This is a genomic window from Pseudomonas sp. 1 (assembly GCF_056626735.1).
The window spans coordinates 168,915-195,007 of the sequence record NZ_JBWXMQ010000002.1; the positions used below are offsets into that span (position 1 = coordinate 168,915).

General features: G+C 61.3%; 29 protein-coding genes and 1 pseudogene. 16 read left to right on the top strand and 14 right to left on the bottom strand.

Annotation, left to right across the window (positions count from 1 at the left end):
* Positions 1–95: 95 nt before the first annotated feature.
* Complete coding sequence (locus tag AC1MDC_RS03860; RefSeq protein ID WP_480392537.1) at positions 96–968, top strand: LysR family transcriptional regulator; 873 nt, start codon at positions 96–98, stop codon at positions 966–968.
* A 156-nt stretch (positions 969–1,124) separates the two neighbouring features.
* Here AC1MDC_RS03860 and gntR read toward each other — a convergent pair whose 3' ends face one another.
* On the bottom strand, positions 1,125–2,156 hold the full coding sequence (gene gntR, locus AC1MDC_RS03865) for an HTH-type transcriptional regulator GntR (protein ID WP_085697120.1): 1,032 nt from the start codon (positions 2,154–2,156) through the stop codon (positions 1,125–1,127).
* A gap of 216 nt (positions 2,157–2,372) precedes the next feature.
* On the opposite strand from gntR, the gene AC1MDC_RS03870 reads away from it, so the two are divergent.
* Both AC1MDC_RS03870 and AC1MDC_RS03875 read left to right on the top strand, forming a co-directional pair.
* Entirely contained in the window at positions 2,373–2,906 is a 534-nt protein-coding gene (locus tag AC1MDC_RS03870) for a gluconokinase (protein WP_085697119.1), read from the top strand.
* A gap of 82 nt (positions 2,907–2,988) precedes the next feature.
* Positions 2,989–4,341 carry a GntP family permease gene (locus tag AC1MDC_RS03875; RefSeq protein WP_085697118.1) on the top strand — a complete coding sequence of 451 codons (1,353 nt, stop codon included), beginning with the start codon at positions 2,989–2,991 and terminating at the stop codon, positions 4,339–4,341.
* Between the two features lie 193 nt (positions 4,342–4,534).
* On the opposite strand, the gene alaC is transcribed toward AC1MDC_RS03875, so the two are convergent.
* Positions 4,535–5,743 carry an alanine transaminase gene (alaC, locus tag AC1MDC_RS03880; protein ID WP_085697117.1) on the bottom strand — a complete coding sequence of 403 codons (1,209 nt, stop codon included), beginning with the start codon at positions 5,741–5,743 and terminating at the stop codon, positions 4,535–4,537.
* A gap of 139 nt (positions 5,744–5,882) precedes the next feature.
* On the opposite strand from alaC, the gene AC1MDC_RS03885 reads away from it, so the two are divergent.
* From AC1MDC_RS03885 to AC1MDC_RS03895, 3 genes are all read left to right on the top strand, one after another.
* Complete coding sequence (locus tag AC1MDC_RS03885; protein ID WP_085697116.1) at positions 5,883–6,545, top strand: LysE family translocator; 663 nt, start codon at positions 5,883–5,885, stop codon at positions 6,543–6,545.
* A 68-nt stretch (positions 6,546–6,613) separates the two neighbouring features.
* Positions 6,614–7,108, top strand: a complete 495-nt coding sequence (locus AC1MDC_RS03890; protein WP_085701617.1) for a GyrI-like domain-containing protein — start codon at positions 6,614–6,616, stop codon at positions 7,106–7,108.
* A gap of 317 nt (positions 7,109–7,425) precedes the next feature.
* Positions 7,426–7,914, top strand: coding sequence for a GNAT family N-acetyltransferase (locus AC1MDC_RS03895; protein ID WP_085697114.1), 489 nt, complete (start codon positions 7,426–7,428; stop codon positions 7,912–7,914).
* 115 nt (positions 7,915–8,029) lie between these two features.
* Here the strand turns inward: AC1MDC_RS03895 and AC1MDC_RS03900 are convergent, their stop codons facing one another.
* The gene (locus tag AC1MDC_RS03900; RefSeq protein ID WP_085697113.1) at positions 8,030–8,515 is read right to left on the bottom strand and encodes a GNAT family N-acetyltransferase; all 486 of its coding nucleotides are present in this window, start codon (positions 8,513–8,515) and stop codon (positions 8,030–8,032) included.
* A gap of 141 nt (positions 8,516–8,656) precedes the next feature.
* Between AC1MDC_RS03900 and AC1MDC_RS03905 the strand changes: the two genes are divergently transcribed.
* Genes AC1MDC_RS03905 through AC1MDC_RS03915 form a run of 3 tightly spaced genes read left to right on the top strand, consistent with a single transcriptional unit; the run spans position 8,657 to position 10,689 of the window.
* A complete protein-coding gene (locus AC1MDC_RS03905; protein ID WP_266201704.1) occupies positions 8,657–9,082 on the top strand; it encodes a YybH family protein in 426 nt (141 codons plus the stop codon).
* 40 nt (positions 9,083–9,122) lie between these two features.
* Positions 9,123–9,467 (top strand): YciI family protein, encoded by a 345-nt coding sequence (locus tag AC1MDC_RS03910; protein WP_007951101.1) that lies wholly within the window; start codon positions 9,123–9,125, stop codon positions 9,465–9,467.
* Positions 9,460–10,689: an RNA polymerase sigma factor gene (locus tag AC1MDC_RS03915; protein WP_234205865.1), complete on the top strand. Its 1,230-nt coding sequence runs from the start codon at positions 9,460–9,462 to the stop codon at positions 10,687–10,689. Before AC1MDC_RS03910 ends, AC1MDC_RS03915 begins: the two co-directional genes overlap by 8 nt.
* A gap of 122 nt (positions 10,690–10,811) precedes the next feature.
* Here the strand turns inward: AC1MDC_RS03915 and AC1MDC_RS03920 are convergent, their stop codons facing one another.
* The gene (locus AC1MDC_RS03920) at positions 10,812–11,537 is read right to left on the bottom strand and encodes an SDR family oxidoreductase (RefSeq protein WP_266201706.1); all 726 of its coding nucleotides are present in this window, start codon (positions 11,535–11,537) and stop codon (positions 10,812–10,814) included.
* 111 nt (positions 11,538–11,648) lie between these two features.
* Between AC1MDC_RS03920 and AC1MDC_RS03925 the strand changes: the two genes are divergently transcribed.
* Complete coding sequence (locus tag AC1MDC_RS03925) at positions 11,649–12,485, top strand: LysR family transcriptional regulator (RefSeq protein ID WP_480392538.1); 837 nt, start codon at positions 11,649–11,651, stop codon at positions 12,483–12,485.
* 1 nt (position 12,486) lies between these two features.
* Here the strand turns inward: AC1MDC_RS03925 and AC1MDC_RS03930 are convergent, their stop codons facing one another.
* Complete coding sequence (locus AC1MDC_RS03930; protein WP_480392539.1) at positions 12,487–13,341, bottom strand: LysR family transcriptional regulator; 855 nt, start codon at positions 13,339–13,341, stop codon at positions 12,487–12,489.
* 87 nt (positions 13,342–13,428) lie between these two features.
* Here AC1MDC_RS03930 and AC1MDC_RS03935 point away from each other — a divergent pair, with 87 nt between their 5' ends.
* On the top strand, positions 13,429–13,866 hold the full coding sequence (locus tag AC1MDC_RS03935) for a multidrug/biocide efflux PACE transporter (RefSeq protein ID WP_085701612.1): 438 nt from the start codon (positions 13,429–13,431) through the stop codon (positions 13,864–13,866).
* 58 nt (positions 13,867–13,924) lie between these two features.
* Here AC1MDC_RS03935 and AC1MDC_RS03940 read toward each other — a convergent pair whose 3' ends face one another.
* Positions 13,925–14,680 carry an SDR family NAD(P)-dependent oxidoreductase gene (locus tag AC1MDC_RS03940; protein WP_480392540.1) on the bottom strand — a complete coding sequence of 252 codons (756 nt, stop codon included), beginning with the start codon at positions 14,678–14,680 and terminating at the stop codon, positions 13,925–13,927.
* A 121-nt stretch (positions 14,681–14,801) separates the two neighbouring features.
* Between AC1MDC_RS03940 and AC1MDC_RS03945 the strand changes: the two genes are divergently transcribed.
* The gene (locus tag AC1MDC_RS03945) at positions 14,802–15,698 is read left to right on the top strand and encodes a LysR family transcriptional regulator (RefSeq protein WP_227233276.1); all 897 of its coding nucleotides are present in this window, start codon (positions 14,802–14,804) and stop codon (positions 15,696–15,698) included.
* Positions 15,699–15,723: 25 nt separating this feature from the next.
* Here AC1MDC_RS03945 and AC1MDC_RS03950 read toward each other — a convergent pair whose 3' ends face one another.
* Both AC1MDC_RS03950 and AC1MDC_RS03955 read right to left on the bottom strand, forming a co-directional pair.
* Positions 15,724–17,337, bottom strand: a complete 1,614-nt coding sequence (locus AC1MDC_RS03950) for an inorganic phosphate transporter (RefSeq protein WP_480392541.1) — start codon at positions 17,335–17,337, stop codon at positions 15,724–15,726.
* Positions 17,338–17,578: 241 nt separating this feature from the next.
* On the bottom strand, positions 17,579–18,601 hold the full coding sequence (locus AC1MDC_RS03955; RefSeq protein ID WP_085606510.1) for a transporter: 1,023 nt from the start codon (positions 18,599–18,601) through the stop codon (positions 17,579–17,581).
* A gap of 854 nt (positions 18,602–19,455) precedes the next feature.
* Between AC1MDC_RS03955 and AC1MDC_RS03960 the strand changes: the two are divergent.
* Positions 19,456–19,566: pseudogene (locus tag AC1MDC_RS03960) on the top strand (hypothetical protein); the annotation flags it as partial.
* 228 nt (positions 19,567–19,794) lie between these two features.
* Complete coding sequence (locus tag AC1MDC_RS03965) at positions 19,795–20,499, top strand: methyl-accepting chemotaxis protein (RefSeq protein ID WP_416383553.1); 705 nt, start codon at positions 19,795–19,797, stop codon at positions 20,497–20,499.
* 201 nt (positions 20,500–20,700) lie between these two features.
* On the opposite strand, the gene AC1MDC_RS03970 is transcribed toward AC1MDC_RS03965, so the two are convergent.
* Positions 20,701–21,006, bottom strand: a complete 306-nt coding sequence (locus AC1MDC_RS03970) for a PepSY domain-containing protein (RefSeq protein WP_007951089.1) — start codon at positions 21,004–21,006, stop codon at positions 20,701–20,703.
* 138 nt (positions 21,007–21,144) lie between these two features.
* On the bottom strand, positions 21,145–22,272 hold the full coding sequence (locus AC1MDC_RS03975) for a glycerophosphodiester phosphodiesterase (RefSeq protein ID WP_085701606.1): 1,128 nt from the start codon (positions 22,270–22,272) through the stop codon (positions 21,145–21,147).
* 217 nt (positions 22,273–22,489) lie between these two features.
* Between AC1MDC_RS03975 and AC1MDC_RS03980 the strand changes: the two genes are divergently transcribed.
* Entirely contained in the window at positions 22,490–22,816 is a 327-nt protein-coding gene (locus tag AC1MDC_RS03980) for a DUF2025 family protein (protein WP_085701605.1), read from the top strand.
* 85 nt (positions 22,817–22,901) lie between these two features.
* On the opposite strand, the gene AC1MDC_RS03985 is transcribed toward AC1MDC_RS03980, so the two are convergent.
* Both AC1MDC_RS03985 and AC1MDC_RS03990 read right to left on the bottom strand, forming a co-directional pair.
* Entirely contained in the window at positions 22,902–23,216 is a 315-nt protein-coding gene (locus AC1MDC_RS03985) for an antibiotic biosynthesis monooxygenase family protein (RefSeq protein ID WP_480392542.1), read from the bottom strand.
* Positions 23,213–23,920, bottom strand: coding sequence for a CTP synthase C-terminal region-related (seleno)protein (locus AC1MDC_RS03990; RefSeq protein ID WP_480392543.1), 708 nt, complete (start codon positions 23,918–23,920; stop codon positions 23,213–23,215). The genes AC1MDC_RS03985 and AC1MDC_RS03990 overlap by 4 nt, the downstream gene beginning before the upstream one ends.
* A gap of 15 nt (positions 23,921–23,935) precedes the next feature.
* Between AC1MDC_RS03990 and AC1MDC_RS03995 the strand changes: the two genes are divergently transcribed.
* Positions 23,936–24,877: a LysR family transcriptional regulator gene (locus AC1MDC_RS03995; protein WP_480392627.1), complete on the top strand. Its 942-nt coding sequence runs from the start codon at positions 23,936–23,938 to the stop codon at positions 24,875–24,877.
* Positions 24,878–24,884: 7 nt separating this feature from the next.
* Here AC1MDC_RS03995 and AC1MDC_RS04000 read toward each other — a convergent pair whose 3' ends face one another.
* Both AC1MDC_RS04000 and AC1MDC_RS04005 read right to left on the bottom strand, forming a co-directional pair.
* Complete coding sequence (locus AC1MDC_RS04000) at positions 24,885–25,427, bottom strand: DUF1003 domain-containing protein (protein WP_085697097.1); 543 nt, start codon at positions 25,425–25,427, stop codon at positions 24,885–24,887.
* A gap of 125 nt (positions 25,428–25,552) precedes the next feature.
* A complete protein-coding gene (locus AC1MDC_RS04005; RefSeq protein ID WP_480392628.1) occupies positions 25,553–26,011 on the bottom strand; it encodes a methyl-accepting chemotaxis protein in 459 nt (152 codons plus the stop codon).
* Positions 26,012–26,093: the final 82 nt, after the last annotated feature.

A 26,093-nucleotide genomic window follows, 5' to 3' on the forward strand; every position in this document is an offset into this window, starting at 1 on the left:
GTTGCCAGTGGGACTGGCGAAGGCGACGAAAGATAGCTTCAATTGAGGTGACAGAAAAAGTAAGTAGCTTTCAGTTTTATTGATAGGTGTGTGAAGTGAATTTCAACAGCGAAAGCATCGAACTGTTTCTCGCCGTGATCGAGCGCGGCTCGTTTTCCGCCGCTGCCAGAGCATTGGGTAAAGTCCCGTCGGCGGTGAGCATGGCTATCGGCAATCTGGAGGCCGAACTCGGCTATGCGTTGTTCGACCGCCGTCACCGCGAACCGCAACCCACGGCCATGGCGCTTTCGCTGGTGCCTCACGCGCGATTGATCGCCGATCAGCTCAAGCAATTGCAGGTGCATGCGGTGCAGTTGTCGCTGGGTCTGGAGAGCAAATTGTCGATCGGCGTGGCGGCGGATATTGATCGTCGACGGTTGTTGGCGGCCATCAGGGAGATCAGCGAGCGTCATCCACTGCTCGACATCGAAGTGCTGACTGCGCCGCAGGACGATGTGCTGGCGATGCTTCACAGTGGCCGGGTCAGCGTTTGCCTGGCGTTCGCCGGGTTGAGTGTGAACGTGCTGGAGCGCTTTCAGTTTGTCGGCAGCGAGCGAATGATTGCGACGCTGGCGGCGGACAGTCCGCTGTTGCAGGGGCAGGATCTGTTTCTCGAGGATCTGGTGCATGTGCGGCAGATCGTGGTCGGCAGTCGTGATTTGCCGATCAGCGAAACACGGCCGCTGGTGGCTGAATCCCACTGGCGCACCGATAGCCTGGAGACGGCGCTGGAGATGGTCGAGGCGGGGTTGGGCTGGGGCAATTTCCCGTTGTCGGTGGTGCAGCCGTGGCTCGATAGCGGGCGATTGAAACGGCTGAATTTCCGCAACATCGAAAACGGCCTGGTGCTGCCGGTGCATGCGGTGTGGCTCAAGAGCCAGCCGTTGCAGAAGGGCGCGCTGGCGCTAGTGGATTTGCTTGGGAAGTGAGGTGATCGTTCCCACGCTCTTGATCGTTCCCACGCTCCGCGTGGGAATGCAGCCCAGGACGCTCCGCGTCCCTTCCAGAGCCGAACGCGGAGCGTCCGTTGAGGCATTCCCACGCAGAGCGTGGGAACGATCAAACAGGTTATTGCCGTGCGGGGGTCAGGTGCTCTCGCGGATTTTCAATTCGAAGCCCATGTCCTCGACCGGCCGCGCCACGCTGTTGCCGGCCATCAGCGTCAGCATCTGTTCCGCCGCACGCCGGCCGATGGCTTCACGCGGGGTGTTGATGCTGCTCAGGCGCGGCACCATGTGCTCCGACATCGGCAAATCGTTGAAGCCGAGGATCGCCACTTGTTCGGGAATCCTGATTCCGTTGCGCAGGGCCTCGAGCAGGGCGCCCTGAGCCAGGTCGTCGTTGCCGAAGAAGATCGCATCGACATCCGGATGCGCCGCCAGCAATTGCAGGAACAACTCGCCGCCCAGCCCCACGGACGATGAACGCGGGGTCAGCACTTCCAGATCCGGGTCGTAACGACCAGCCTTTTGCAGTGCTTTGCGAAAGCCTTCGCCACGCAGCAATGTGCGCTGATCGAGCTGCGCGCCGATGTACGCCAGACGCTTGCGGCCACGGGACAACAAATGTTCGGCAGCCGTTTCGCCGGCGCTGAGCTGTGAGAAACCGACGCAATTCACCCCGGCGGCGCTGTCCAGCTCCATCATGTACACGCAGGGAATGTTGCTGGCCTCGATCATCCGCCGCGAACTTTCGGTGCGGTCGAAACCGGTCAACAGGAGGCCGCGTGGCTGATAGGCCATGTAGTTGCGCAGCAGGTTTTCTTCTTCATCGCGCGAGTAGTGGAAGTTGCCGATCAGCACTTCGAAGCCCTTGGGCGTCAGCACCCGATGAATGGCTTCGAGGGTGTCGATGAACAACAGGTTGGATAGCGAAGGCACCAGCACCACCACCGAATGGCTCTGGGCCGAGGCCAGGGCGCGGGCGGCGGGGTTGACCACGTAGTTGAGTTCCAGCGCGGCTTTCTGGACTTTTTCCACCAGTTCGGTGGCAACCGTGCTGACCCCGCGCAGGGCGCGCGAGGCGGTAATCGGGCTGACGCCGGCCAGACGGGCGACTTCGTTGAGGGTGGGACGGCCGGTGGTGCGGGTGTTTTTATCGTTTTTAGGGGTGGTCATCGGGCGGCTTGCCAAACAAAAATCAAGGCACTAAGGTAGCGCTGTCCTTATGCAGCTGCAAATGCGTAAGCGAGGTCCTGCCTGATCCTCGCTTTTTGGCGTACCGACAAAACCTGCTGCAACCCAAAAAAACGACAAGAAGGCGTCGGCAACTTCTGCCTGTGCACTAGAGTCATAGCTAGCAAAGGTAGCGCTGTCTGCGCGCTGAGGTGTTACATGAATCATCCCATCACCGCCCTGGTCATCATGGGCGTTGCCGGTTGCGGCAAGACGTGCGTCAGCCAGGCCCTGTGCCAATTGAGCGGCGCCACTGCCATTGAAGGCGATACTTTCCATCCGGCCGCGAACATCGAAAAGATGAGCGCGGGGATCCCCCTGAACGACGAAGACCGTGCCGGCTGGCTCGACAGCCTGTGCGACGAACTGCGTCGCGTCGACGCCCTGGGCGAACGCCCGGTGCTGACCTGCTCGGCCCTCAAGCACATTTACCGCGAACGCCTGCGCAGCGCCTTGCCGGGCCTGGGCTTCGTATTCCTTGAATTGACGCCTGAAGTCGCCGCCGACCGCGTTTCCCATCGCCCGGGCCACTTCATGCCGGCCACCTTGATCGAAAGCCAGTTCGCCACCCTCGAATCGCCGGTAGGCGAGCCGTTGACCCTGGCCCTGAATGCTTCGATCCACAGCGTCGAAGAACTGGCGTCGCAAGCCCACGTCTGGTGGCAGGCCCATGGCCTGAAACAGGCGGTATGAGTGTGATTGCGAAGATAGCGCTGTCATTACGGCTTCTGATTAACCCGCTTTAATAACAACAACAAACCAGGAGACACCCCCAATGTTTGGCATGTCCCATGACGCCTACCTGCTGCTTGATGCAGTGGTCACGGTGATCGGGCTTATCGTCCTGATCACCAAGTTCAAGATTCACCCCTTCATTGCCCTGACCATCGCCGCCGCGTTCCTCGGCCTGACGTCCGGCATGCCGATCGGCACCATCATCAAGGCGTTCCAGGACGGCTTCGGTGGCGTGCTCGGTTTCGTCGGCATCATCCTCGCGCTGGGTACCATGCTCGGCAAGATGATGGCCGAATCCGGCGGTGCCGATCAGATCGCCCAGACCCTGATCCGCGCGTTCGGCAAGGACAAGGTTCAGTGGGCGATGATGTTCGCCGCGTTCCTGGTGGGCATTCCGCTGTTCTTCGAAATCGGCTTCGTGCTGCTGATTCCGCTGGTGTTCATCGTGGCTCGCCGCACCGGTGTGTCGATCATCAAGATCGGTATTCCGCTGCTCGCCGGCCTGTCCGCCGTGCATGGTCTGGTGCCACCGCACCCGGGCCCGCTGCTGGCCATCGGCGTGTTCGGTGCCGACATCGGCAAGACCATTCTGTACGGTCTGATCGTCGCGCTGCCGACCGCCATCATCGCTGGCCCGATCTTCGGTACGTTCATCGCCAAGCACATTCCCGGTACACCGAATCAGGAACTGGTCGATCAACTGGCCCGTGAGTCGGACTCGCAGGATCTGCCAAGTTTCGGCATCACGCTGGTCACCGTGCTGTTGCCGGTGTTCCTGATGCTGCTGAAAACCTTCGCTGATGTGGTGATGCCGGAGGGTCATTTCTTCCGCACCTGGATGGACATGATCGGTCACCCGATCTCGGCACTGCTGCTGGCGTTGCTGCTGTCGCTGTACACCTTCGGCTACAAGCAGGGCATCGGTTCTCAGCAGATGCTCAAATGGCTCGACGCGAGCCTGGCGCCGACTGCCGCGATCATCCTGATCATCGGTGCCGGCGGCGGTTTCAAGCAGATGCTGGTGACCAGCGGCGTGGGCGACGTGATCGGCCACATGGCGGTCAGCGCGCAAATCTCGCCGATCCTGCTGGCGTGGCTGGTGGCGGCGGTGATCCGCATCGCGACCGGTTCGGCCACCGTGGCGACCATCACTGGCGCGGGCATTGTGGTGCCGGTGGTCGGGATGATTCCGGGCGTGAATCGTGAGTTGCTGGTGCTGGCCACCGGTGCCGGCTCGCTGATTCTGTCCCACGTCAACGACGCCGGTTTCTGGCTGGTGAAGCAGTACTTCAACATGACTGTGGCCGAGACCTTCAAAACCTGGACGGCGATGGAAACCATCCTGTCGGTGGTTGGCCTGGGCTTTATCCTGTTGTTGTCGCTTTTCGTCTAACGGCGAATCGCAGACACAAAAAAACCGCAGCGATGCGGTTTTTTTTGTGGGTGCAATTCGCGAGTGATCGTTCCCACGCTCCGCGTGGGAATGCCTCAATGGACGCTCTGCGTCCGCTTTCGGCAGGGACGCGGAGCGTCCCGGGCTGCATTCCCACGCGGAGCGTGGGAACGATCAGGTGGGGAGGAGGCAGTTACTTAGTGCCCAGGCCATCCGCCCGGAACATCCCGCGAATCCCGCGGACCGCCTGACGAATCCGGTCCTGGTTTTCGATCAGCGCGAAGCGCACGTGATCGTCGCCGTACTCACCAAAGCCGACACCCGGCGAGACACAGACCTTGGCCTCGGCCAGCAGCTTCTTGGCGAACTCCAGCGAACCGAGGTGCGCGTAGGCTTCGGGAATCTTCGCCCAGACGTACATCGAGGCTTTCGGGTTCTCGACCATCCAGCCCAGTTCATGCAGGCCCTTGACCAGTACGTTGCGGCGCTGGCGATACTGCTCGGCGATGTCACGCACGCACTGTTGATCGCCTTCCAGCGCAGCAATCGCGGCCACCTGCAGCGGGGTGAACGTGCCGTAATCGTGGTAGCTCTTGATCCGCGCCAGCGCGCTGACCAGTTCCGGGTTGCCGACCATGAAACCGATGCGCCAGCCCGCCATGTTGTAGCTCTTGGACAGGGTGAAGAACTCCACCGCAATGTCCTTGGCGCCCGGCACCTGCATGATCGACGGGGCTTTCCAGCCGTCGTAGACGATATCGGCGTAGGCCAGGTCATGCACCACCAGCACGTCGTACTGTTTGGCGAGGGCGATCACCCGCTCGAAGAAATCCAGTTCCACACATTGCGCGGTCGGGTTGGACGGGAAGCCGAGGATCATCATCTTCGGTTTCGGGATCGAGCCGCGAATCGCCCGTTCCAGTTCGGCGAAGAAGTCCACGCCCGGCACCAGCGGCACCGACCGCACCTGGGCGCCGGCAATCACGGCACCGTAGATGTGAATCGGGTAGCTCGGGTTCGGCACCAGCACGGTGTCGCCCTGGTCCAGGGTCGCCAGCATCAGATGCGCCAGGCCTTCCTTGGAACCGATAGTGACGATGGCTTCGCTTTCCGGGTCGATCTCGACCTCGTAGCGTTCCTTGTACCAGTTGGAAATCGCCCGACGCAGGCGCGGAATGCCCTTGGACGTGGAATAACCGTGGGTGTCTTCGCGTTGTGCAACCTGCACCAGTTTTTCAACGATGTGCGGCGGCGTGGCGCCGTCGGGGTTGCCCATGCTCAAGTCGATGATGTCTTCGCCACGACGTCGGGCGGCCATCTTCAGCTCGGCAGTGATGTTGAAAACGTAAGGGGGGAGTCGATCAATGCGCGCAAAGCGGCGCGGCGAACCTTGTTCAGCCATTGTTGCCTCGGATAACGTAAGCGCCCGGAACCGTCCGAGCGACGCTGGTCACTGCGGTGACCTGTGGCGGAAGATAAGGGCAGCAATGGCTGACTGTCCAGCGTGCACGACAACAATTTTTTCCCAAGGAAAACGGTTAATGGAATTCACCAGTGGCTTCTTGCTGAGCCTTTCGCTGTGCCTGGATATCGGCGTGGCCAACATCGCCATGATCACTTTGGCCATGCAGCGCGGCTATTTTCAGGGCTTCGCATTGGGCCTCGGCACCTGCGTCGGCGACCTGATCTACGCGGTACTGGCGCTGGCCGGGATGACCGTTCTGCTGCAATACGAAACCGTGCGCTGGGTGCTGTGGATCGGCGGTTCGGCGTTGTTGATCTACTTCGCGGCGAAGATGATCCATTCGGCGATTCATCACGAAGCGCAATTGGCGGCGACCGCCGAAGTCGGGCAGAACTCCCATCGCAAGGAGTTCTTTCGCGGGATTTTTCTCGCCATGTCGTCGCCGAGCGCCATCCTCTGGTTCGCGGCCGTCGGCGGCACCTTGATCGCCCGCTCCGGTGGCGGCGGTCCTTTGAGCTCGGCGCTGTTCCTCGGCGGTTTCTTGTGCGCCGGGCTGCTGTGGTCGGCGGGGCTGTGTTTCGCCGCGAGCCACGGCGGCAAGTTGCTCGGCGACAAGCTGCTGCGCTATTCCTACCTGGCATCTGCGGCGATCTTCTGCTATTTCGCGGTCTACGTGATCGTATCCGGTTATAACGAATTCGTCGGTTCAGGCGCCGCCGAGGCCCTGCATACGCTGTAAATGTGCGAATCGGGTTTGGCTTCTATACTCCCAGCCGAACCCATTTTTTTCGTTCAAGGAGTCGCGTCATGGATGAGCAAAAACGCGTCGAAGTGGCTGAACCTCGCTTCGAACATGGGCACTTCCTGCTGATTGCAGGTTTTCGCGATCGCTTTACCAAAGAGACCGTTCAGGACATCTCCGCGCTGTGGGAAAAACTGATCCCGCACATCGGAAGCATTCCGGGTCAAAAGGGCGAGGTGACCTACGGCGTTTGCAGCAATTTCGACGGTAACGGCGGTTTCGATTACATGGCCGGGGTCGAAATCAGGAAGCTGGATGACTTCCCGCAGGAAAAGTATCCGTGGATCGAAATCCTGCCGCGTCAGTACGCAGTGTTCGAACACAAGGGGTCGCTGGATCAGCTGCCGCAGACCATTGACTACATCTACAACACCTGGCTGCCGGCGTCTGATTACAAAGGGCTCAACGCCCCGGAGCTGGAGCGCTACAGCGCCGACTTCAACCCGAAGCTCAATACCGGCAAGCTGGAAATCTGTGTCCCGGTCGAAAAGAAAACCTGATCGACAACCGGCAGCGCGAACCCGCTTCGCGCTGCCGGTCGAGCCTTATTTGCCCTTGATCCGTCGTGCCCGCAACAGGTCGATGCCCAGGGTGATGAAACCGAAGACACTGATGCCCAACACCATCAACAAACCGATTTCCACGCTGCTCATAAACGGTTCCCTCCTCGGGTGATCAGAGACAGGCGTCAGAAATAGACCGTCCCGAATCCGAAGAAAAGCGCTTATACGCAGGCTTTACGCTCCCCGCGCGGATCGATATGAACACCTTATTCCTTTATCCTTGGCCGCCTTGTTTCCACTGATTTCGAGCCGCCATGAACACCGTCATCCGCCACGTCACCGCCGCCGACCTGGACCGCTGCTACGCCATCGAAACCCTCGCCTATGAAGGCGACGAAGCCGCGACCCGCGAGAAGATCGCCACGCGCATCGCCACCTGGCCGGACGGGTTCATCGTCGCCGAGGTGGACGGGCAGGTGGCCGGGTTCATCAACTCCGGCGCGGCGTTCGATGTGCAGATGTCCGACGAGGCGTTCAAGGAACTGATCGGCCACGACCCGGCCGGGCCTAACGTGGTGATCATGTCGGTGGTGGTGCACCCGGACTATCAGGGCCAGGGTCTGGCCAAGCGTCTGCTGGGTGAATTCATCGAACGCATGCGCGAGCAGGGCAAGGCAACGATTCACCTGATGTGCAAGGAGCGGCACATCCCGCTGTACGCCGGATTCGGTTTTGCCTATATCAAACCGTCCGAGTCCGACCACGGCGGGATGGCGTGGCACGAGATGATCCTGACCCTCTGAGGAGAAGCCCCTGACCTGATCGTTCTCACGCAGCGCGGGAACGATCAACGGGTGGGTCGGTAGAGCATGTCGCGCACCCGCGCCTTACTCTCGATCATCGTTGCTCCCCCGACGATTAGAAGAACAACCCCATCCGCCGCTCGTAACCGATACGGCCCTTGTACGCTTCGCCGCTGTCGACGAAGCCGTACTTGGCGTACAGCGCAATCGCGGCGTCGTTGTCGGCGTCCACCGACAGTTCCAGCCCTTTGATTTCCGGCCATGCCTCGCGCGCAACTTCTGGCAGCGCCAGCAGGCAGGCCTTGCCATAGCCCTTGCCCTGGGCGCGGTGATCGACCTGCAACGCATGCAGGGTGGCGCTGTGTTCATCGGCCCATTCCGGCAACGCCGGCGGGCGCTTGAGCAGCAGGAAGGCCACCGGCACGTCTTCGGCCAAAAGCGCGAATCCCTTCACGCCTGGGCCGGGTTTGGACAGCAGCGTGTGCAGGGCGCCGTGGATGTCGCCGGAGAATTTGATCTGCTCGGGGTGGATTTCAATGGCCTCGACCTGTTGGCGTTGGGCGGCGTTCAGGCTTTCGTAAGGTACGAGTCGGGCTGACACGGGAATTTCCTTTTCCTGCAAAGATGAGCCTCGGATTCTAGCGATTTTGGCTTCTTCGGTAATTTTTTGTTTCGGTTGTCGATCCGGCCAATCGCCGAACGACTAAGGGTGTCTTCACAACAAAAACCAGGGAGAAACCCCATGAGTACGCAAGCGCAGATTCAAGCCGTGATCGACACCTACCGTCAGGCCGTCATGACCAAGGACGTGGACAAGGTCATGACCCTTTACGCCGACGACATCCTCTCGTTCGATGCGATCAAGGCCCTGCAATTCAAGGGCAAGGAGGCCTACCGCGCCCACTGGATCGCCTGCATGGAAATGTGCCCCGGCCCGCACATCTTCGAATTCCACGAAATCGCCATCGAGACCGGCGACAACATCGCCTTCGCTCACTGGGTCGCCAACTGCGGCGGGACCAATGAAAAAGGCGAAACCCAGAGTTGCTGGATGCGCGCCACTGCCTGCTATCGGCTGGTCGGCGGTGCCTGGAAAATTGCCCACGAACACTGGTCGGCACCGTTCGATCCGATGACTGGTGCGACCCTGTTCGATGCGAAACCCTGATCTTAAGCCATAGTTGATCCGTCCGATTCAGGAGAACGCCATGAAGTATTTATGCCTGGTCTACAGCGACGAGCGCCTGCTGCATTCATCGCCCGACAGCCCGGAAGACGCCGAGTGCTGGGCCTATGCCGAGTCGATCCAGGGCAGCGGGCGGATGGTCGCCGCCGAAGCGCTGGAGTCGGTGCAGACCGCCACCACGGTACGCATGCGCAACGGCAAGCTGTCGATCACTGACGGCCCGTTCGCCGAGACCAAGGAGCAGCTGGCCGGTTTCTACCTGATCGACGCGCGGGATCTGAACGAGGCGATTCAGGTCGCCGGGAACATTCCGGCGGCCCGGGTCGGCAGCGTCGAAGTGCGTCCTGTGCGCCAGTTGAATGTCTGAAGTCAGGGCGCGGGTCGAGCAGGTCTATCGCGAAGACTCGCGGCGGATCCTCGCGACCCTGATCCGCCTGCTCGGCGATTTCGACCTCGCCGAAGAAGCCTTGCACGAGGCGTTCTTCGTCGCGGTCGAGCGCTGGCAGCGTGACGGCGTGCCGGACAATCCGCGGACCTGGCTGGTGTCCACCGGGCGTTTCAAGGCCATCGACGTGTTGCGCCGTCGCGCCCGGTTCAAGGCCTCGCAACCATTGTTGCTGGCGCAACTGGAAGAACTGGAACAGGCCGAATGGCACGCTGAAGACGTGGAAGACGATCGCTTGCGCCTGATCTTCACCTGCTGTCATCCGGCGCTGGCGGCGGACGCGCAAGTGCCGCTGACCCTGCGTGAAGTCTGCGACCTCACCACCGAAGAAATCGCCCGCGCATTCCTCTCGGCCCCGGCGGCGATTGCCCAGCGCATCGTGCGGGCCAAGGCGAAGATTCGCGACGCGAAAATTCCTTATCAAGTACCGAGTCTGAGTGAGTTGCCCGAACGCCTCGACAGCGTGTTGCGGGTGATTTATCTGGTGTTCAACGAAGGCTACTCGGCGTCCGGCGGCGCCCAGGTGACCCGCGAGGATTTGACCCGCGAGGCGATTCGCCTCGGGCGGTTGTTGCTGGAGTTGTTGCCGGACCCGGAAGTCATGGGGTTGCTGGCGTTGATGCTGCTGCATGAGTCGCGGCGGTCGGCGCGCTCTTCTCCGGATGGTGAGTTGATTTTGCTGGATGACCAGGATCGTAGTTCGTGGAATGCCGAGCTGATTGCCGAGGGCTGCAATCTGGTGGAGCGGGCTCTGACCACCGGACGCTTCGGCCCTTATTGCCTGCAAGCGGCAATCGCGGCGGTGCACGCCGAGGCGCCGACAGCAGAGGCGACGGACTGGGCACAGATCGTCGGGCTGTACAACGTTTTGCTGCGGGCGGTGCCGTCGCCGGTGATCGAGTTGAACCGGGCGGTGGCGGTGGCCAAGCGCGACGGGGCGCTGGCCGGGTTGACCTTGATCGAGGGGATTCTGCAGCGCGGGGAGCTGCAGGATTACCACCTGGCGCATTCGGCACGGGCGGAGTTTTGTCGGCAGTTGGGGCGGGTCGAGGAGGCTCGGGCGGCTTATACGCGGGCGCTGGAGTTGACGCGGCAGGAGCCGGAGCGGCGGTTTATCGAGGGGCGGCTTAAAGCACTGGACTGATCCGAAAGGATCGTTGGCAATATTGGCCTCTTCGCGGGCAAGCCCGCTCCCACAATTGGAATGCGATCAAATGTGGGAGCGGGCTTGCCCGCGAAGGGGCCATTTAGGTCTGTAACAATGGATCAGGCCTGCTGACGCGTAGCAGCCATCACAATCTCGCGAATACAAACCCCCTGCGGCTGCCCATACGCATAGGCAATCGCCGTCGCCACATCTTCGGCGCTCAGCACCGTGCCGCCCATGTCCTGCTTCCACGCCTGATACCCGGTCTTGATCGCCTCATCCGTGGTGTGGCTCAGCAATTCGGTCTCCACCGCACCCGGCGCAATCGTGATCACGCGTACGTTATGCGGCGACAACTCTTCACGCAGGTTTTCCGACAACCCGTGCACCGCAAACTTGGTGCCGACGTACGCCACATGGTTGGGGAAGGTCTTGCGCCCGGCCACCGAGCTGACGTTGATGATGGTGCCGTGCTTGCGCTCGATCATCCCGGCCACCACCGCGTGTACGCCGTTGAGCAAACCTTTCACGTTGACGTCGAGCATCTGGTCCCACTGCGCCGGGTCCTGTTTGCTCATCTCGCCCAGCAGCATCACGCCGGCGTTGTTGATCAGTGCATCGGCCGGGCCGAACTGCGCTTGCGCCTCGGCAACAGCGGCCAGCAACGCGGCGCGGTCGGTGATGTCGACGCGGCGGCTGAGGGTGTTCGGCAGGGCCAGTGCTTCCAGGCGTTCGATGCGCCGGGCCAGCAACAGCAGTGGATGGCCGGCAGCGCTCAAGCGGCGAGCGGTGGCTTCGCCGATGCCCGAGCTGGCACCGGTGATGATGATCAATGGCTTGCCCATGGTTGAACTCCTGAAATAAGAAAAACAAATAACCAGATTCGTGGCGCAGTATATTTAGCCCGTTGGAGGCTGAAAAATGCCTTATTCCTCTGTCTACTATCGGAATCTCCTATGGATATCCGCCATCTCAAAGCCTTCCTCGCCGTATTCGAGGAACGCAATATCACCGCTGCCGCGCAACGGCTGTTCATCAGCCAGCCCACGTTGTCGGTGACCATCAAACAACTGGAAGAAGAACTCGGCGCGCCGCTGTTCGTGCGTCAGCCCCGTGGTGTGGAGGTCAGCGACGAAGCGCGATTGTTGTACCCGCAGGCGCGGCGGATGGTGGCCGAAGCCGAGGCGCTGAGCCGGATGTTTCGCGGCCGCGAAAACCGCGCGCCGCTGACCCTCGGCATCGAGGGCGACATCGCCGCCAGCCACATCGAAGCCTTCGTGCGCATGGCCCATCAGGCGTTGCCCAATCTGCTGCTGACCCTGGAGGAGGGTTGTCACGGCGATGGTCGATTGGCGGTCGAGGAAATGTGCTGCGAGGACGAACTGTTCCTGCCGCTGTGGGAAGAATCCTATGTGATGGCGCTGCCCCTTGATCATCCGATGGCCAACGCGCAGGCCGGCTGGGCGCCGATCGAGGACTGGATCACCTGTCCGCAACATCCGTCCCATCAGCGCTTGATGGCGCTTTATGGGCGGTCGCCGGAAGCCGTGGCGGGGCATGCCGGTTCACTGCAACAGGCGTTGCACATGGTGGCGGCGGGCGTTGGCGTGGCGATGTTGCCGCAGTCGCTGGTCAGCGGGCACGAGCGTATCGTCGTGCGTGCGCTGCACCTGCCGGCGCCGACCCGGCGGGTGGGATTGTGTTACGCGGCGCAGGCGCTGGAGTTGCCGACGATGCGCCGGTTGCACGAGTATTTTCAGGTCAATCGCCCGGCCGCCATCGAGGCGGCCTGAGCTATTCCAGCATTTTGCTGAGCAACCAGCTGCCCGCCGGCCCCGGCGGGTACAGCCGCGACCACAGTGCATCGACGAACACCGGTTTCGGCCAGCCGCGCACCTTCAGTTCAACCAGCAAGTCATTGCCGAAGCGCTCCACCAGCCAGCGCGGCAGTGGCGCCCAGCCGAAACCTTTTTCCGCCATTTCCAGCAGCATCAGATAACTCGGCGCCGACCACACCCGGCCTTTGCCGCGACTGTCATAGGGATTGACGATGGTGGCCAGGCGCAGCTCGCGATGTTGTTCAAGGACTGTTTGATCGATGGATTCCTGCGTTGCCAACGAATGGTTGCGACCGGCGAACAAGGCGATTTCAGTGCGTTCGGCGACGGTCGCAGTCGCCAGATCCGGCGGGTAGTTGTCCTGCATCTCGGCGAACGCCAGGTGCGCCCGACCGCGCTGCACCAGTTCAACCAGGTCATCGCATTCGGCGATCAGGCATTCCAGTTCCAGATCCGGATACCGCTGCTCGAACCCCACCAGTGCCGCTTCGAATCGGTCGGACTGATACGTGTCGGAAATCGCCACCGTGAGTTTCGGTTCGACGCCTTGAGCCAATTGCCGGGCGGTCATTTCCAGTCGGCTGGTGGCCGCCAGAATCGCCTCGGCCCGTTGCAGCATCACGTGGCCGGCCGGGGTCAGCGTCGGTTTGCGGCTGCTGCGGTCGAACAGGATCAAGTCCAGATCAATTTCAAGACTGGCCACCGCCGCACTCACCGTCGACTGACTGCGCCCGAGTTTGCGCGCCGCCGCCGAAAAAGAACCTTGAGCCGCCGCCTGGACAAACGCCAGCAACACTTCCTGAGAGGCCATGAACTATCGCCTTGATCGATGGTTATTGGTTTTGAAGTATCGGTTTGGTGCTGGATCATGGCAACCATCTTCACAGAGGAGTTCGCCATGACTGCCAACAAATCCATCACTGAACGTATCTTCCAGGCCATCGGTTTCGAACTTTTGGCGATCCTGATCTGTACTCCGTTGCTGGCCTTGATCATGGGCAAGCCGCTGGTCGAAATGGGTGCGGTCACCATTGCCATCGCGCTCTTGGCCCTGGGTTGGAACGTGGTGTTCAACGGCTTCTTCGATCGCATGCTCAAACGCTGGAACATCCCGCACAACGCCTGGGTGCGGGTGGCGCACGCGCTGCTGTTCGAGGGCGGGTTGATCGTGATGGGCGTGCCGCTGATTGCCTGGTGGCTGTCGGTCAGTCTGTGGCAGGCGTTCCTGCTCGACATCGGCGTGCTGCTGTTTTTCCTGCCGTACACCTACATCTACCACTGGGGTTATGACGTGGTGCGCGAGCGGCTGGTGATGCGCAACGCTTGCCAGAGCTGAAACAAAAAATCGCAGCCTGAGAGGGCTGCGATTTTTTTGTCCGGTTTTTGTTGAGGGTTTAGAGAAACATCCCGCCCGACGCTTCAATCCGCTGACCATTGATCCACTGCGCCCCCGGCGACAGCAGCAGCGCCAACGCGCCGCCAATGTCATCCGGCTGACCGGCACGGCCCAGCGCGGTGTTGCTGGCGACCATCGCGTTCAGCGCCGAATTGTCGCGCACCGCGCCGCCGCCGAAGTCGGTTTCGATGGCGCCCGGGGCCAGGATATTCACGGCGATCTGCCGCGCGCCCAGCTCCTTGGCCTGATAGCGGGTCAGCACTTCCATCGCGCCTTTCATCGCCGCGTAAGCGGCATAACCCGGCAGGGTGAAACGGGCCAGACCGCTGGAGATGTTGATGATCCGCCCGCCATCGTTGATCAGCGGCAGCAGTTGCTGAGTCAGGAAGAACGGCCCTTTCAACTGCACGTTCATCAACAGGTCGAACTGCTCCGGCGTGGTGTCGGCGAAGGACGCATGCACGCCAATCCCGGCGTTGTTGATCAGGAAATCGAAGCGCGGACGATCGAGCTGTTGCAGCGCCTGTTCGACTTGCACGGCGAAATCGGCAAAGCCTTCGCTGCGGCCGACATCCAGTTGCAGCATCACGGCGTTGGCGCCGAGATTTTTCAGTTCCGCGACCAACGACTGCGCTTCATCGGCGCGGCTGTTGTAGGTGCCGATGATGTCCACGCCTTGGGCGGCGAGGTGCAGGGCGGCGTTCTTGCCGAGGCCACGGCTGGCACCGGTGATCAATGCGATTTTGCGGTTCATGGGTCTTCCTCGTTTGGCGGTGACGGTTGATGAGGCAAAGTTTATTTATCCGCCGTGAGGTGATAAACAGACTGAAACCGGAATCACTGGTCGGATTGTCAGAACAATCAATGGGTGGCTCATGAACAAACTGGAACTGCTGCGCACCTTCGTCCGGGTCAGCGAATTGTCGAGTTTCACGAAGGCGGGGGAGAGTCTGGGGTTGCCGCGTTCGACGGTGTCCGAACAGGTGCAGGCGCTGGAAACCCTGCTCGGCACGCGCCTGCTGCAGCGCACCACACGCCGGGTACAGGCGACTCAGGACGGGCTGGCGCTGTACGAGCGCAGCAAGGATCTGCTGTCGCACATGGACGAAATCGAGAACCTGTTCCGTCAGGACGAAGCGTCGCTGACCGGGCGGATTCGGGTCGATATGCCGAACATTCTGTCGCGGCGGCTGATCATGCCGAAGCTGCCGGAGTTCATGGCCCGTCATCCGAATCTGGAACTGGAAATCAGCAGCACCGATCGCCGGGTCGACCTGCTCGCCGAAGGTTTCGATTGCGTGCTGCGCGTCGGCGCGCAGCCGGATCAATCCGTGGTGGCGCGGCATCTGGGGGATTTCAGCATGATCAACTGCGCCAGCCCTGCATATCTGGAGCGTTACGGCGTGCCGCAAACGCTTGAGGATCTGGCGCAGCATCGGCTGGTGCACTACGTCGGTGTGCTCGGTTCGCGTTCGGAAGGGTTTGTCTACGAGCAGGACGGGCAGGTCCATCGCGTGCCGATGGCCGGCAGCGTGACGGTCAACAGCACCGATGCCTACGAGTCGGCGTGCCTGGGAGGATTCGGTCTGATTCAGGTGCCGCGCACCGGCATGAACACCTATCTGGACAGCGGCGAGATCGTCACCGTGCTGCCGCAATACGCCGCGCCGGCGATGGGTATTTCACTGCTGTACGCGAGGCAGCGGCATCTGCCGTTGCGGGTTCGGGTGTTCATGGATTGGTTGGGGGATTTGATTCGCTCAACGCTTTAACAGCTCCCACAAAAGCCCGAAGTGTTCAAAAGATCCGGGTAAACAGCCAATACAGACTGCCCGACAGCACAATCGCCGCCGGCAAGGTCAGCACCCACGCCATCAGCAGATTGCGGATGGTCTTCATCTGCAGGCCGCCACCGTTGGCGACCATGGTCCCGGCCACGCCCGAGGACAGCACATGAGTGGTCGACACCGGCAGACCGAACATGTCGGCGGCGCCAATGGTCAGCATCGCAACCGTTTCTGCCGAGGCGCCCTGGGCGTAGGTCAGGTGGGTCTTGCCGATCTTCTCGCCGACCGTGACCACAATCCGCTTCCAGCCGACCATGGTGCCCAGCCCTAACGCGATCGCCACGGCAATCTTCACCCACAACGGAATAAACCGCGTGGCGTTGTCGATCTGTTGCTTGAACAGTTGCAGCTTGCCGGTGGTATCGGCGTCGAAGTTACCGACCTTGTTCTTGTCCATCAGGCGGATGGTTTCGCTGGCCAGGTACATGTCGTTACGCACGTTGCCCATGGCCTCGGCTGGCACTTTCGCCAGCGAGCCGTAGCCTTTGACTTCTTCACCGATGTGTCCGGTCAGGGAAGCAAGGGCCGGGATCAGTTGTGGCGTGGCTTGCTTGCTGCGTACGTAATCCGAGAGCACCGGACGCGGATCGGCCGGGGCCGGCAGCGGGGCGCTTTTCACCAGCGCCTGCTGGGTGACCTCGGCCACCGCCGCGAACTGCAACGTCTGATCGGCAGGCATGGTGCGGTTCAGCGCATAAGCCATCGGCAGCGTACCGACCAGAATCAGCATGATCAGGCCCATGCCTTTCTGTCCGTCGTTGGAGCCGTGGGCGAACGAGACGCCGGTGCAGGTCGCAATCAGCAGACCGCGAATCCACCACGGCGGCGGGGTGTTGCCTTTCGGTGCCTTGTACAGCGAACGGTTCTTCACGAACGCGCGCAACGCCAGCAGCAACAGCGCCGCACAACCGAAACCCACCAGCGGCGACAGCAGCAGGGCGTAACCGATCTTGGTCGCCTGGGCCCAGTCCACACCGCTGGTGCCGTCGCGGCCATGCATCAACGCGTTGGCCACGCCGACGCCGATGATCGAACCGATCAGCGTGTGCGACGACGAAGCCGGCAGGCCCAGCCACCAGGTGCCGAGGTTCCACAGGATCGCCGCGATCAGCAGGGCGAAGATCATCGCGAACCCGGCGGACGAACCGACCTGCAGAATCAGCTCCACCGGCAGCAGCGCGATGATGCCGAACGCCACCGCGCCGCTCGACAGCAACACGCCGAGGAAGTTGAAGAACCCCGACCAGACCACCGCGAAATACGGCGGCATCGAATGGGTGTAAATCACCGTGGCCACGGCGTTGGCGGTGTCGTGGAAACCGTTGACGAACTCGAAGCCCAGCGCAATCAACAGCGCCACGCCGAGCAGCAGAAAAGGGGTCCAGGTGGTGACCACCGTGCCGAGTTGGTGCATGTCGTGCATCAGGCTGTAGGCGGTGAACAGCAGCCCCATCGCCAGCACCGCAAAAAACACCACGTAGGTGAACGGGCCGGTTTTCTTGTCGAGGACCGGTCTGCCACTGGCAGCGGAGGCCGGGCTGGCGGTCAGGGAGGGAGTAGCCATGGGCGGACAATCCTGAGCGGGGGAAGGAGTGTTGCCCATGATCGTTGCTAAATATTACAGAGAATCTGCGATAGATCAGTATTTGGGTTTTTAGCTTCACCGCTGATCTGAAGGATGATGATCGTTCCCACGCTCCGCGTGGGAATGCATAAGGTGACGCTCTGCGTCACAGGGACGCGGAGCGTCCCGGGCGGCATTCCCACGCGGAGCGTGGGAACGAGCGGCACAAGGAGATCGGCTCTTAATAATCCCGCCGCTTGCGAAACGCCCAGCGCCCGGCGATCACGGTGAACGTTGCTACCAGCGCCACCAGAATCCAGAACCCTTCGGGATCGGTGGCCAGCGGCACCCCGCCGACGTTCATGCCGAAAAAGCCGGCAATGATGTTGATCGGCAGCGCCAGTACCGTGACCACGGTCAGGGTAAACAGGGTGCGGTTGCTCTGTTCGTTGAGGTTGGCGGCGATCTCTTCCTGCAACAGCTTGATCCGCTCGCCGAGGGCGGTGAGGTCGTTGATGATCAGCGCGAACTCCTCGGTGGATTTGCGCAGCTCCTTCACGTCTTCCTTCTGCAACCACGGCGGCGGCCGGTTGAGCAGGCGCAGCAGCGAACCCGGCTCCAGCGCCAGCAATCGTTGCAGGCGCACCAGCACCCGGCGGTTGGCGCCGAGTTCGGCGCGGTTGGTCGAGAGTCGCGAGGAGAGTAATTCGTCTTCGACCTGATCGACGCTCATGCTGGTCTTGCGCACGATCTGGGTCAGCACTTCACCCTGATCACGCAGCAGATGCACCAGCAGTTCCAGCGGCGAACGAAAGCACTCGCCGGACTTCACCGAAGAACGCAGCTTGTCCACCGAGTGCAGCGGTTGCAGGCGCGCACTGACGATCAGTTTGCTGCGCACGCAGACCCACAGCGTCGACACGTCCGACGACACCATGCTGCTAAGGTTGAACACCACGTCGTTGACCACTGCCAGCAAAGCCGAATCGACATGCTCGATGCGCGTCGAGCGCGAGCCTTCGTGCAGCGCTTCGAAAAACTCTTCGGGCAATTGCAGATGGCTTTTCATCCAGCGCTCGCACGCGGCGTGGGCCAGGTTCAGGTGCAGCCAGAGAAATTCATCGCCCTCGCTGTCGTCTTGCAGGCAGCGCAGGGCGGTCGCCGAATCCACCTCGCGCCCGCGTTCACCGGGGCGAAACCGAAAACCGTAAAGCAGGCCGAACAGGTCAGGATCACGATGACTGATATCGAGGCTGTGGTTCATGAAGGCTCGCTGCGAGGAGGCGTCTGTCGCGGGATTTGCAGATTCACCTGAGCCGCATCATCGCAATGTCACATGACACTTGTGTGACAGCAAAATGATGTCAAATCAATGCGTTACCGGCGGTCGGATATTTCTAAAGAAGGGCTCTGGCACGCCGATCACGCATGGGTTAGGTTGCGCGCCTTCGGCCAAGAGCCAAGGTTCGCCGACAGGGATGTCCGGTTAAAAAATCACGTCTTGCCGGACGTGCCTCATCCCTGTCCCGAGTACCTGCGATGCTGCAAAAATCCCTGAGAGCGCAAATTCTTGCCCTGCTGAGCGGCAGCCTGCTGGCGATGCTGTTGATCGCGCTGGCTTGTTTTCACTTCCTGTCCAACGGCGTGCAGAGTTACAGCCAGTTGATCGCCGGCCCCTTGCACGCCTCGCAACTGATCGACGAAGCCAACCTGCAATTCAAGGTGCAGGTCCAGGAGTGGAAAAACGTTCTGCTGCGCGGCAAGCAACCGGCGGATCTGGCCAAATACTGGAGCCAGTTCGAAGACCGTCAGCGCGATGTGCAGGGCATCCTCGGTGAGCTTGCGAATCAGAAAAGCCTTGAGCCTGCACTGAAAACCCGCATCGAACGTCTGCGCGAAGAACATCGTCAGCTCGGTGCTGCGTATCAGAAGGGCCGCGATGCCTACGTCGCCGCCGGTGCCGATCCGACCGCTGGCGACGCCGCCGTCAAAGGCGTCGACCGAGCCGCCAGCGACCAGATGAGTGAACTGGTGGCCGAGCTGCGCAAGCAGGGCACCGAACAATCGGCGCAGATCAGCGCCAGTGCCGATCGCACCGTTTGGCTGGGGCTGCTGGTGATGCTTGCGTCGGGCCTGCTGATCGGTTTGCTGAGCCTGTGGCTGGTCAACCGCAATCTGGTCGAACCGATCCGCAAACTCATCGACTACGTCACCCAGTTGAGCAAGGGCCGTCTGGTCGAGCGCGTGGCCAGCGACCGTCAGGACGAGCTGGGTAACCTGGCGGCTGCCGCCAACACCCTGCGCGATTTCCTCGCCGAAACCTTCAATCACCTGCAACACAGCGCCAAGGATCTGGACAGCGCCAGCGGCGAGTTGAACGCCATCGCCACGCTGATGGCCGGCGGCACCAACGAGCAGTTCAACCGCACCGATCAGGTGGCCACGGCGATGAACGAAATGTCCGCCACCGCCCAGGAAGTCGCCCGCCATGCGGCTGATGCAGCGCGTGCTGCCGACGATGCCGACCAGTCCGCGCAACAGGGCGAGAAGGTCATGCAGAGCACCATCCACAGCATCACCCAGATGCGCGGTGAAATCGCCAACACCGCCACGGTCATCCGGCGTCTGGAAGCCGACAGCGGCCGCATCGGCAAGGTGCTGGAAGTGATTCGCGGGATCGCCGAGCAGACCAACCTGCTGGCGCTCAACGCCGCCATCGAAGCGGCCCGGGCCGGGGAAGCCGGGCGTGGTTTTGCGGTGGTCGCTGATGAAGTGCGCAACCTCGCGCAGCGCACGGCGGAGTCGATCATCGAGATCAACCAGATCATCCACAGCGTGCAGACCGGTGCGGTGGACGCTGCCCAGGCCATCGACAGCGGCCAGACCCGCAGCGATGAAAGCGTCGAGCAAGTGACCCAGGCCGGCGCCATGCTCGAGCGCATCACCCACGCGGTGGAAGCGATCCGCGACATGAACCGCCAGATCGCCACGGCGGCTGAAGAACAGACCTCGGTGGCCGAAGACATCTCTCGCAACCTGACCGAGATCACCTCGATCGCCAGCACCAACCTCGACAACGTGCAGCGCACCGAAAGCGCCAGCCGGAACCTGCACGGCCTGTCGGGCCAACTGAACGACGTCACCGCGCGCCTGAGCGTCTGACCGGCCAGTGACTGTGTACCGGTTCGGTTACCGAGTCGGTACACAGTCGATCTCAATTCGTGCAGACCGCCGCCGATGCCCGGTCATCTATAACCGGCATTGGAGACGGTCAGCATCACGTCTGTTTCGACCTCCGCATAATTTGCGGACACAGAAAAGCCGCACGATTTATTAATCGTGCGGCTTTGTCTTATCAGCCAATCAAGTGTCTTGCTTGTTGGTCAGCACCTTGCCGGTCGTTGCGTCGAAGTCCACATCGAACTCTTTGCCATCAGCCGTACGCAATTCAACTTCGTACTCATAACCATTGAAGTGGTTATCCAGATCCGTGTCGGTAATGGTCGCACCCGGATGCAGTTTCAGCGCTTGTTCGTTCATCGACTCCAGCGACTTGATCTTGCCTTCCTTGACCAGTTGCGGGATCTGGTCGACGCGAACGTCAGCCTGGGCCAGGCCAGCGGTGAGGGTCAGGGCGGCAGCGGTAAACAGGGCAGTCAGGGTTTTCATGAGTTATTCCTTTGGGTGATTCGTTTAAGTGAGTTCAGGTTAATCGCCGCAACTTAATTCACCCTTAAAACGCAGCGAGCAGGCCGGACTCCCCAAGGGAGCGAGCCTGCTCGCGGTACTGACACCCTGATTTGCAGATCAGAAGCCGTTGTTCTTCAACACCTGATCCACACTGGCGGCGGCCGGGCGTTTATAGAACTTCAACAGTTCGCTGGCGCGGTTGGTGAAGATGCCGTCGACGCCGGAGTCCATGACCTTCTCGAAGTCCACCGGCTCATCCACGGTGTAGACGTGCACCAGCATTCCCTTGTCGTGGGTGTACTGGTTCATCCATGGCTGCACCAGGTCCGAATAGCTCTGATCGCCGCCGTGGGTCAGCTTCGCCGAAGGGCCGGTGCCGATGGCGCCCTGGGCCTTGGCGTAGTCGATCCACTGCTTGAATTCGGCCTCGGATTTCGGCTCTTGCTTGCCGTAGAACGCGTTCTTGTCCTTCTCGCCGGATTCGGCAAAGGTCACTTTGGATTTCGGCTCGATGCTGCCTTCGCCCACCCACAGCAGCAGGATTTTTGGCACCTGCGGCATTTCCTTCTGCAGCATTTCAAGGCTGCTCTTTTCGAAGGTTTGCAGGATCACCTTGCCTTTACCCTGGCCGACACCGAGAGCACTTTTCGCCAGTTTCGAACCGGCCGGGCTGAGCCAGCCGCGATCCTGGAGTTTTTCCTTCAGGTCATGCTCGATCCCCGGGAACAGTTTCGGCTCCTTGGTTTCGATGTACAGACCCGGCTTGTGCTTCGGATTGGCCTGGGCGATGTCGATGATTTCGTCCAGGGTCAGAATCTTCAGACCAACGTAGGAAGGACGCGCGCGATCCGGGTATTTGGCGTTGTACCAGCTGCCGGCGTCGAGGGTTTTCAGTTCGGCCATGGTGAAGGCATTGGCCGGGCTGTCCTTGCGCTCCGGAAACTTGGTGGCGACGTCGGTGGTGCGCTGCAGATTGTCATCGTGCAGGGCGAATAGCACGCCGTCCTTGCTGCGCTGCAAGTCCATTTCCAGGTAATCGGCGCCCAGGTCGCGGGCCAGTTTGTAGGAGGCGGCGGTGGATTCCGGGGCATCGAAGGACGCGCCACGGTGGGCGATCACCGCCGGACGCGGAATGCCCTCGGAGGCAGCGAGCGCAGCAGGGCTTGGCTGGGCGGCGGCATGAGCCTGGCCGAGGCCGAGCATCAGGCTCAGCAGCAGTGCGCTTTTGGTGAACGTGGCGGGCATGTCGAGGTCCTTTCGCAGGTATTTTCGAAGATGTACTTTTTAGCAACTCAAACGAAAACGTGCTATCGCGAGACCGACATAAACGTACTGAAAGCGAATATTTCCGCACTTTTGTGCGTTCGTTTGCAGTACGCTTGGCCACGGCAACCGCCCCGGCAGAGGGCGCGCCTCTCATTGCCCTGCGTGTAGACCATCGATCCTTTTCGTGAGGTTTACCATGCGCATCACATCGCAACTCATCTGCCAGGCGGCCGACGACCTCAAGGGCTTCGTCGGCCTCAACCGCAAGACCGGCCAGTACATCGTGCGCTTCAGTGAGGACTCGTTCGGCATGGACGTGGCCGATGACGGCATTATTCCCGCCAGCGAATTCGTCTGGGCACCGGCCACCGAACAGACCATGACGTTGAAGCGCGAGTTGATCCAATTGCTGCTCGATCAGCACATCGACGACCGGATCAATATCACCGAGCCGTTGCGCGTTTACATGAGCAAGCGTGAAGTGCCGGAGATTGAGGCGGTGCGCAGTCTGGTGAAGGGCTGAGGTTCTGCTGTGACTTTTCTGGCTTCATCGTCGGAACGCCGCCCGGGGCAAGCCCGCGATGAAGCCAGTGAGCACGCCTCAATACTCACAGAGCAAACCGATACTCCCGCTCCACCCGACACACCCGCGTATGAAACGCCGAATACCATTCCGCCCGCCCGCGCGCCTGAATCACCCGGTGCTCCGGATGCTCGCGCCAGGCCAGAATCGCCGCCTCACTCGCCCAGTACGAAACCGTAATCCCCACGCCGTCCGCGCCCCGGATCGAATCGATACCGAGAAAACCCGGTTGCTCGGCCACCAATTGCATCATGCGCTCGGAGGCCTCGGTGTAGCCGTTGTCACCCTCGGTGCGGGTCGAGGTGAAGATCACGGCGAAGCATTCAGTGTTCGGTTTCATCGAGGTTTCTCCGCGCAGGCTTCGACAAACGCCCGCACCAGCGGTGGCAATTGCCCCTTGAGTGCTGCGCGTTCCGGCTGGAACAGCGTCGCGACAAAGAACACATGGTTTTTCAGTTCGATGGCGCGCAGATCACCTGCCGAATCGTGACCCACGGCGTGCAGATCATGGATCAGCAACTCCCGTTCGAACTGCGGATTCACACCATAGCGGCAGCGATAGCCTTCGCGAATCTCCGACGTTTCGTACGCCTTGGCGATCAACGAACCGGGCACCAGATGGATGCTGTCCACCGCTTCCACCAGTGAACACGTCAGGGGCGAGAGCACCGCACGGCTCGAGTCAGGTGAAGTTTCGCCATGCTCGGCGTCGGCCCAGCCCAGTACGTTGCGGGAAAACTCCAGCACCGCATGCTGAAAACCGCCGCAGGTGCCGAGGAAAGGGCGCTGCTGTTCGCGGGCAAAACGAATGGCTCGCAGTGCACCGACTTCGCTTTTGTAGGGGCTGGCCGGCACACACCAGAAACCGTCGAAATTTTCCAGCGGCGTCCCGGGCAGGATTCGGTCGGTGGCCAACCATTCGAAATCGACCGGATGGCGAAGGTGCTCCGTCGCCAGACCAAGGGCGACCGGGATGGCCTGGTGGGCGGTGACTTGCGGATCGTAATCACCGATCAGGGCGATGCGCAGGGCTCTGGATTCCATGAGTACTCGCTGTGCTTGTTGAGGGATGGCGCTCACTATAGATTGGCGTTCACGCACTCAAAATTGGCGTTTGCCCAAGTGATCAATGCAGCCACGCAATACCGACTGGATTTCCCGGATCTGGCCCTGATCCTCGCTTTAGTGCGCGGCGGCTCTCTGGCCCGGGCCGCGCAGCTGCTGAAGGTCGATGTGTCGACGGTGTTTCGCGCCGTGCGCCGACTGGAAGCCGCACTGGGACAGCAACTGTTCGAAAAAAGCCGCGCCGGTTACCTGCCCACCAGCCTCGCGCAAACCCTGGCCGAGCAGGCCGAACGTGCTGAACAAGCGCTGGAAGCGGCGCGTATTGGTGTGGAGCAGGGCGGTGAAGTGGTCAGCGGCAAGGTGCGCCTGACCTGCACCGACTCGGTGTTGCAAAGTCTGTTGCTGCCGGCGCTGGCGCAGTTCATGCCGAACTACCCGGCGCTGACCATCGAGCTGAGCACGTCCAACGATTTCGCCAACCTCAGCCGTCGTGATGCCGACATCGCCGTGCGCCTGACGCGTACACCGCCGGAGCATCTGGTCGGACGGGAGCTGGCGAAGATTTCCTACCGGGTTTGCGCCAGTCCGCGCTATCTACAAAAGGTTGAAGCGGCCGATCTGGCAGCGCTGACCTGGATCGCCCCGGACGACTTTCTGCCCGATCACCCGACCGTTGCCTGGCGCCGTCAGCAGTTGCCGGGTGTGACGCCAAGTTATCGCTGCAACAGCATGCTGTCTGTGACCGAACTGGTCCGCGCCGGACTGGGCGTGGCGGCGTTGCCGGACTTTCTCATCAACGAAGGGCTGCAAGCCCTGAGCGAACCCTTGCACGGTTATGACACCGCGCTGTGGTTGCTGACCCGCCCGGACTGCCGCGCATTGCGCTCGGTGGTCACGTTGTTCGATGAATTGGGGCGGGCGTTGCGTCTGGCCTGAAGAGGAATCATGACGAAGGGCGTTGTTCCTGTTGCAGGATGTGCTGATGAACTTCGCGTGTGAGGATTTCGATGCGCTCGGTCAGGTCCTTGGTCATCTCGGTCAGGTGTGTGTTCTGCTGCAGTAATTCGAGCAGTTGCGCAGTGTTCTTCGCCGCCTCCGCCTGGCGTTCGCTGTTGGCCACCGCCAGCGCCTCACGATGCTGTGCGTCGGCCTCTGATTGCGCCTTGTCCCGTGCGGCCTGACGGGTCTGGGCCAGCAGAATCAGCGGGGCGGCATAGGCGGCCTGCAGACTGAACGCAAGATTCAACAGGATGAACGGGTAAGCGTCGAACCCGGTTACGCCGCTGACGTTGAGCCCCATCCAGAGCACCACAATCAGAGTCTGTGCGCCGAGAAAGGTCGGCGTGCCGAAGAATCGTGCAAACGCCTCGGCGCGCAAGGCGAACTTGTCGTTGCCGAACGTCGTGTTGAGATGGGCGTGGGGGCGGTGGAAGCGCAGGTGATCGGCGGCGGCAGGGGAAGGCGATTCGGGATGTTTGATAGTCATGATGGGCTCGGTGACGCTTGGGACTGAAGACACTATAGTCCCGCGCCGTGGAGCTTGTGCCCAGCGCTGGCAGCTGGCTCCCGAAAGAGATGCCAGCGCCGGGGGCTAGCCGATGGTGGCGGATTTCATCCTCGCGCCCGCTCATTGGCGAACATGCTTACGGCTTCCACCGCCTCGCTGGCGCCGTCACGAATCTGCAGGATTACCGTGCCGGCCTGATCCGCCAGTTCAACACCCTGCGCTGCGCGATCCCGGGTGCCGTCCATGCTCTTGATCGCCTGACGGGTTTCACTCTGGATCAGGCCGATCATATTGGAAATCTCTGCTGTCGAGCCGCTGGTGCGCGCCGCCAACTGCCGCACTTCATCGGCCACCACCGCAAAGCCGCGACCCTGCTCGCCCGCACGGGCGGCTTCGATGGCGGCGTTCAGGGCCAAAAGGTTGGTCTGGTCGGCAATCGCGCGGATGGTGTTGACGATGGCGGTGATCTGTTCGGAGCGCTCGCCCAGTTGCGCAATCAGTGTGGATGACTCGGCAATGTCGTCGGCGATTTCGCGCATTTCACTGGCCGCTTGCTGGATCACTTGCGTGCCTTGCTCGGCGACTTTTCGGGTGGCGACGGAGATGTGATAAGCGGCACTGGCGCTGCGTGCATCCTGCTCATGC

Bases quoted from the DNA above. Each gene is read 5' to 3' on its own strand.
- gntR (WP_085697120.1), bottom strand. From the start codon at position 2,156: ATGACCACCCCTAAAAACGATAAAAACACCCGCACCACCGGCCGTCCC.
- AC1MDC_RS03870 (WP_085697119.1), top strand. From the start codon at position 2,373: ATGAATCATCCCATCACCGCCCTGGTCATCATGGGCGTTGCCGGTTGC.
- AC1MDC_RS03875 (WP_085697118.1), top strand. From the start codon at position 2,989: ATGTTTGGCATGTCCCATGACGCCTACCTGCTGCTTGATGCAGTGGTC.
- alaC (WP_085697117.1), bottom strand. From the start codon at position 5,743: ATGGCTGAACAAGGTTCGCCGCGCCGCTTTGCGCGCATTGATCGACTC.
- AC1MDC_RS03885 (WP_085697116.1), top strand. From the start codon at position 5,883: ATGGAATTCACCAGTGGCTTCTTGCTGAGCCTTTCGCTGTGCCTGGAT.
- AC1MDC_RS03890 (WP_085701617.1), top strand. From the start codon at position 6,614: ATGGATGAGCAAAAACGCGTCGAAGTGGCTGAACCTCGCTTCGAACAT.
- AC1MDC_RS03895 (WP_085697114.1), top strand. From the start codon at position 7,426: ATGAACACCGTCATCCGCCACGTCACCGCCGCCGACCTGGACCGCTGC.
- AC1MDC_RS03905 (WP_266201704.1), top strand. From the start codon at position 8,657: ATGAGTACGCAAGCGCAGATTCAAGCCGTGATCGACACCTACCGTCAG.
- AC1MDC_RS03910 (WP_007951101.1), top strand. From the start codon at position 9,123: ATGAAGTATTTATGCCTGGTCTACAGCGACGAGCGCCTGCTGCATTCA.
- AC1MDC_RS03915 (WP_234205865.1), top strand. From the start codon at position 9,460: ATGTCTGAAGTCAGGGCGCGGGTCGAGCAGGTCTATCGCGAAGACTCG.
- AC1MDC_RS03920 (WP_266201706.1), bottom strand. From the start codon at position 11,537: ATGGGCAAGCCATTGATCATCATCACCGGTGCCAGCTCGGGCATCGGC.
- AC1MDC_RS03925 (WP_480392538.1), top strand. From the start codon at position 11,649: ATGGATATCCGCCATCTCAAAGCCTTCCTCGCCGTATTCGAGGAACGC.
- AC1MDC_RS03930 (WP_480392539.1), bottom strand. From the start codon at position 13,341: ATGGCCTCTCAGGAAGTGTTGCTGGCGTTTGTCCAGGCGGCGGCTCAA.
- AC1MDC_RS03935 (WP_085701612.1), top strand. From the start codon at position 13,429: ATGACTGCCAACAAATCCATCACTGAACGTATCTTCCAGGCCATCGGT.
- AC1MDC_RS03940 (WP_480392540.1), bottom strand. From the start codon at position 14,680: ATGAACCGCAAAATCGCATTGATCACCGGTGCCAGCCGTGGCCTCGGC.
- AC1MDC_RS03945 (WP_227233276.1), top strand. From the start codon at position 14,802: ATGAACAAACTGGAACTGCTGCGCACCTTCGTCCGGGTCAGCGAATTG.
- AC1MDC_RS03950 (WP_480392541.1), bottom strand. From the start codon at position 17,337: ATGGCTACTCCCTCCCTGACCGCCAGCCCGGCCTCCGCTGCCAGTGGC.
- AC1MDC_RS03955 (WP_085606510.1), bottom strand. From the start codon at position 18,601: ATGAACCACAGCCTCGATATCAGTCATCGTGATCCTGACCTGTTCGGC.
- AC1MDC_RS03965 (WP_416383553.1), top strand. From the start codon at position 19,795: ATGTCCGCCACCGCCCAGGAAGTCGCCCGCCATGCGGCTGATGCAGCG.
- AC1MDC_RS03970 (WP_007951089.1), bottom strand. From the start codon at position 21,006: ATGAAAACCCTGACTGCCCTGTTTACCGCTGCCGCCCTGACCCTCACC.
- AC1MDC_RS03975 (WP_085701606.1), bottom strand. From the start codon at position 22,272: ATGCCCGCCACGTTCACCAAAAGCGCACTGCTGCTGAGCCTGATGCTC.
- AC1MDC_RS03980 (WP_085701605.1), top strand. From the start codon at position 22,490: ATGCGCATCACATCGCAACTCATCTGCCAGGCGGCCGACGACCTCAAG.
- AC1MDC_RS03985 (WP_480392542.1), bottom strand. From the start codon at position 23,216: ATGAAACCGAACACTGAATGCTTCGCCGTGATCTTCACCTCGACCCGC.
- AC1MDC_RS03990 (WP_480392543.1), bottom strand. From the start codon at position 23,920: ATGGAATCCAGAGCCCTGCGCATCGCCCTGATCGGTGATTACGATCCG.
- AC1MDC_RS04000 (WP_085697097.1), bottom strand. From the start codon at position 25,427: ATGACTATCAAACATCCCGAATCGCCTTCCCCTGCCGCCGCCGATCAC.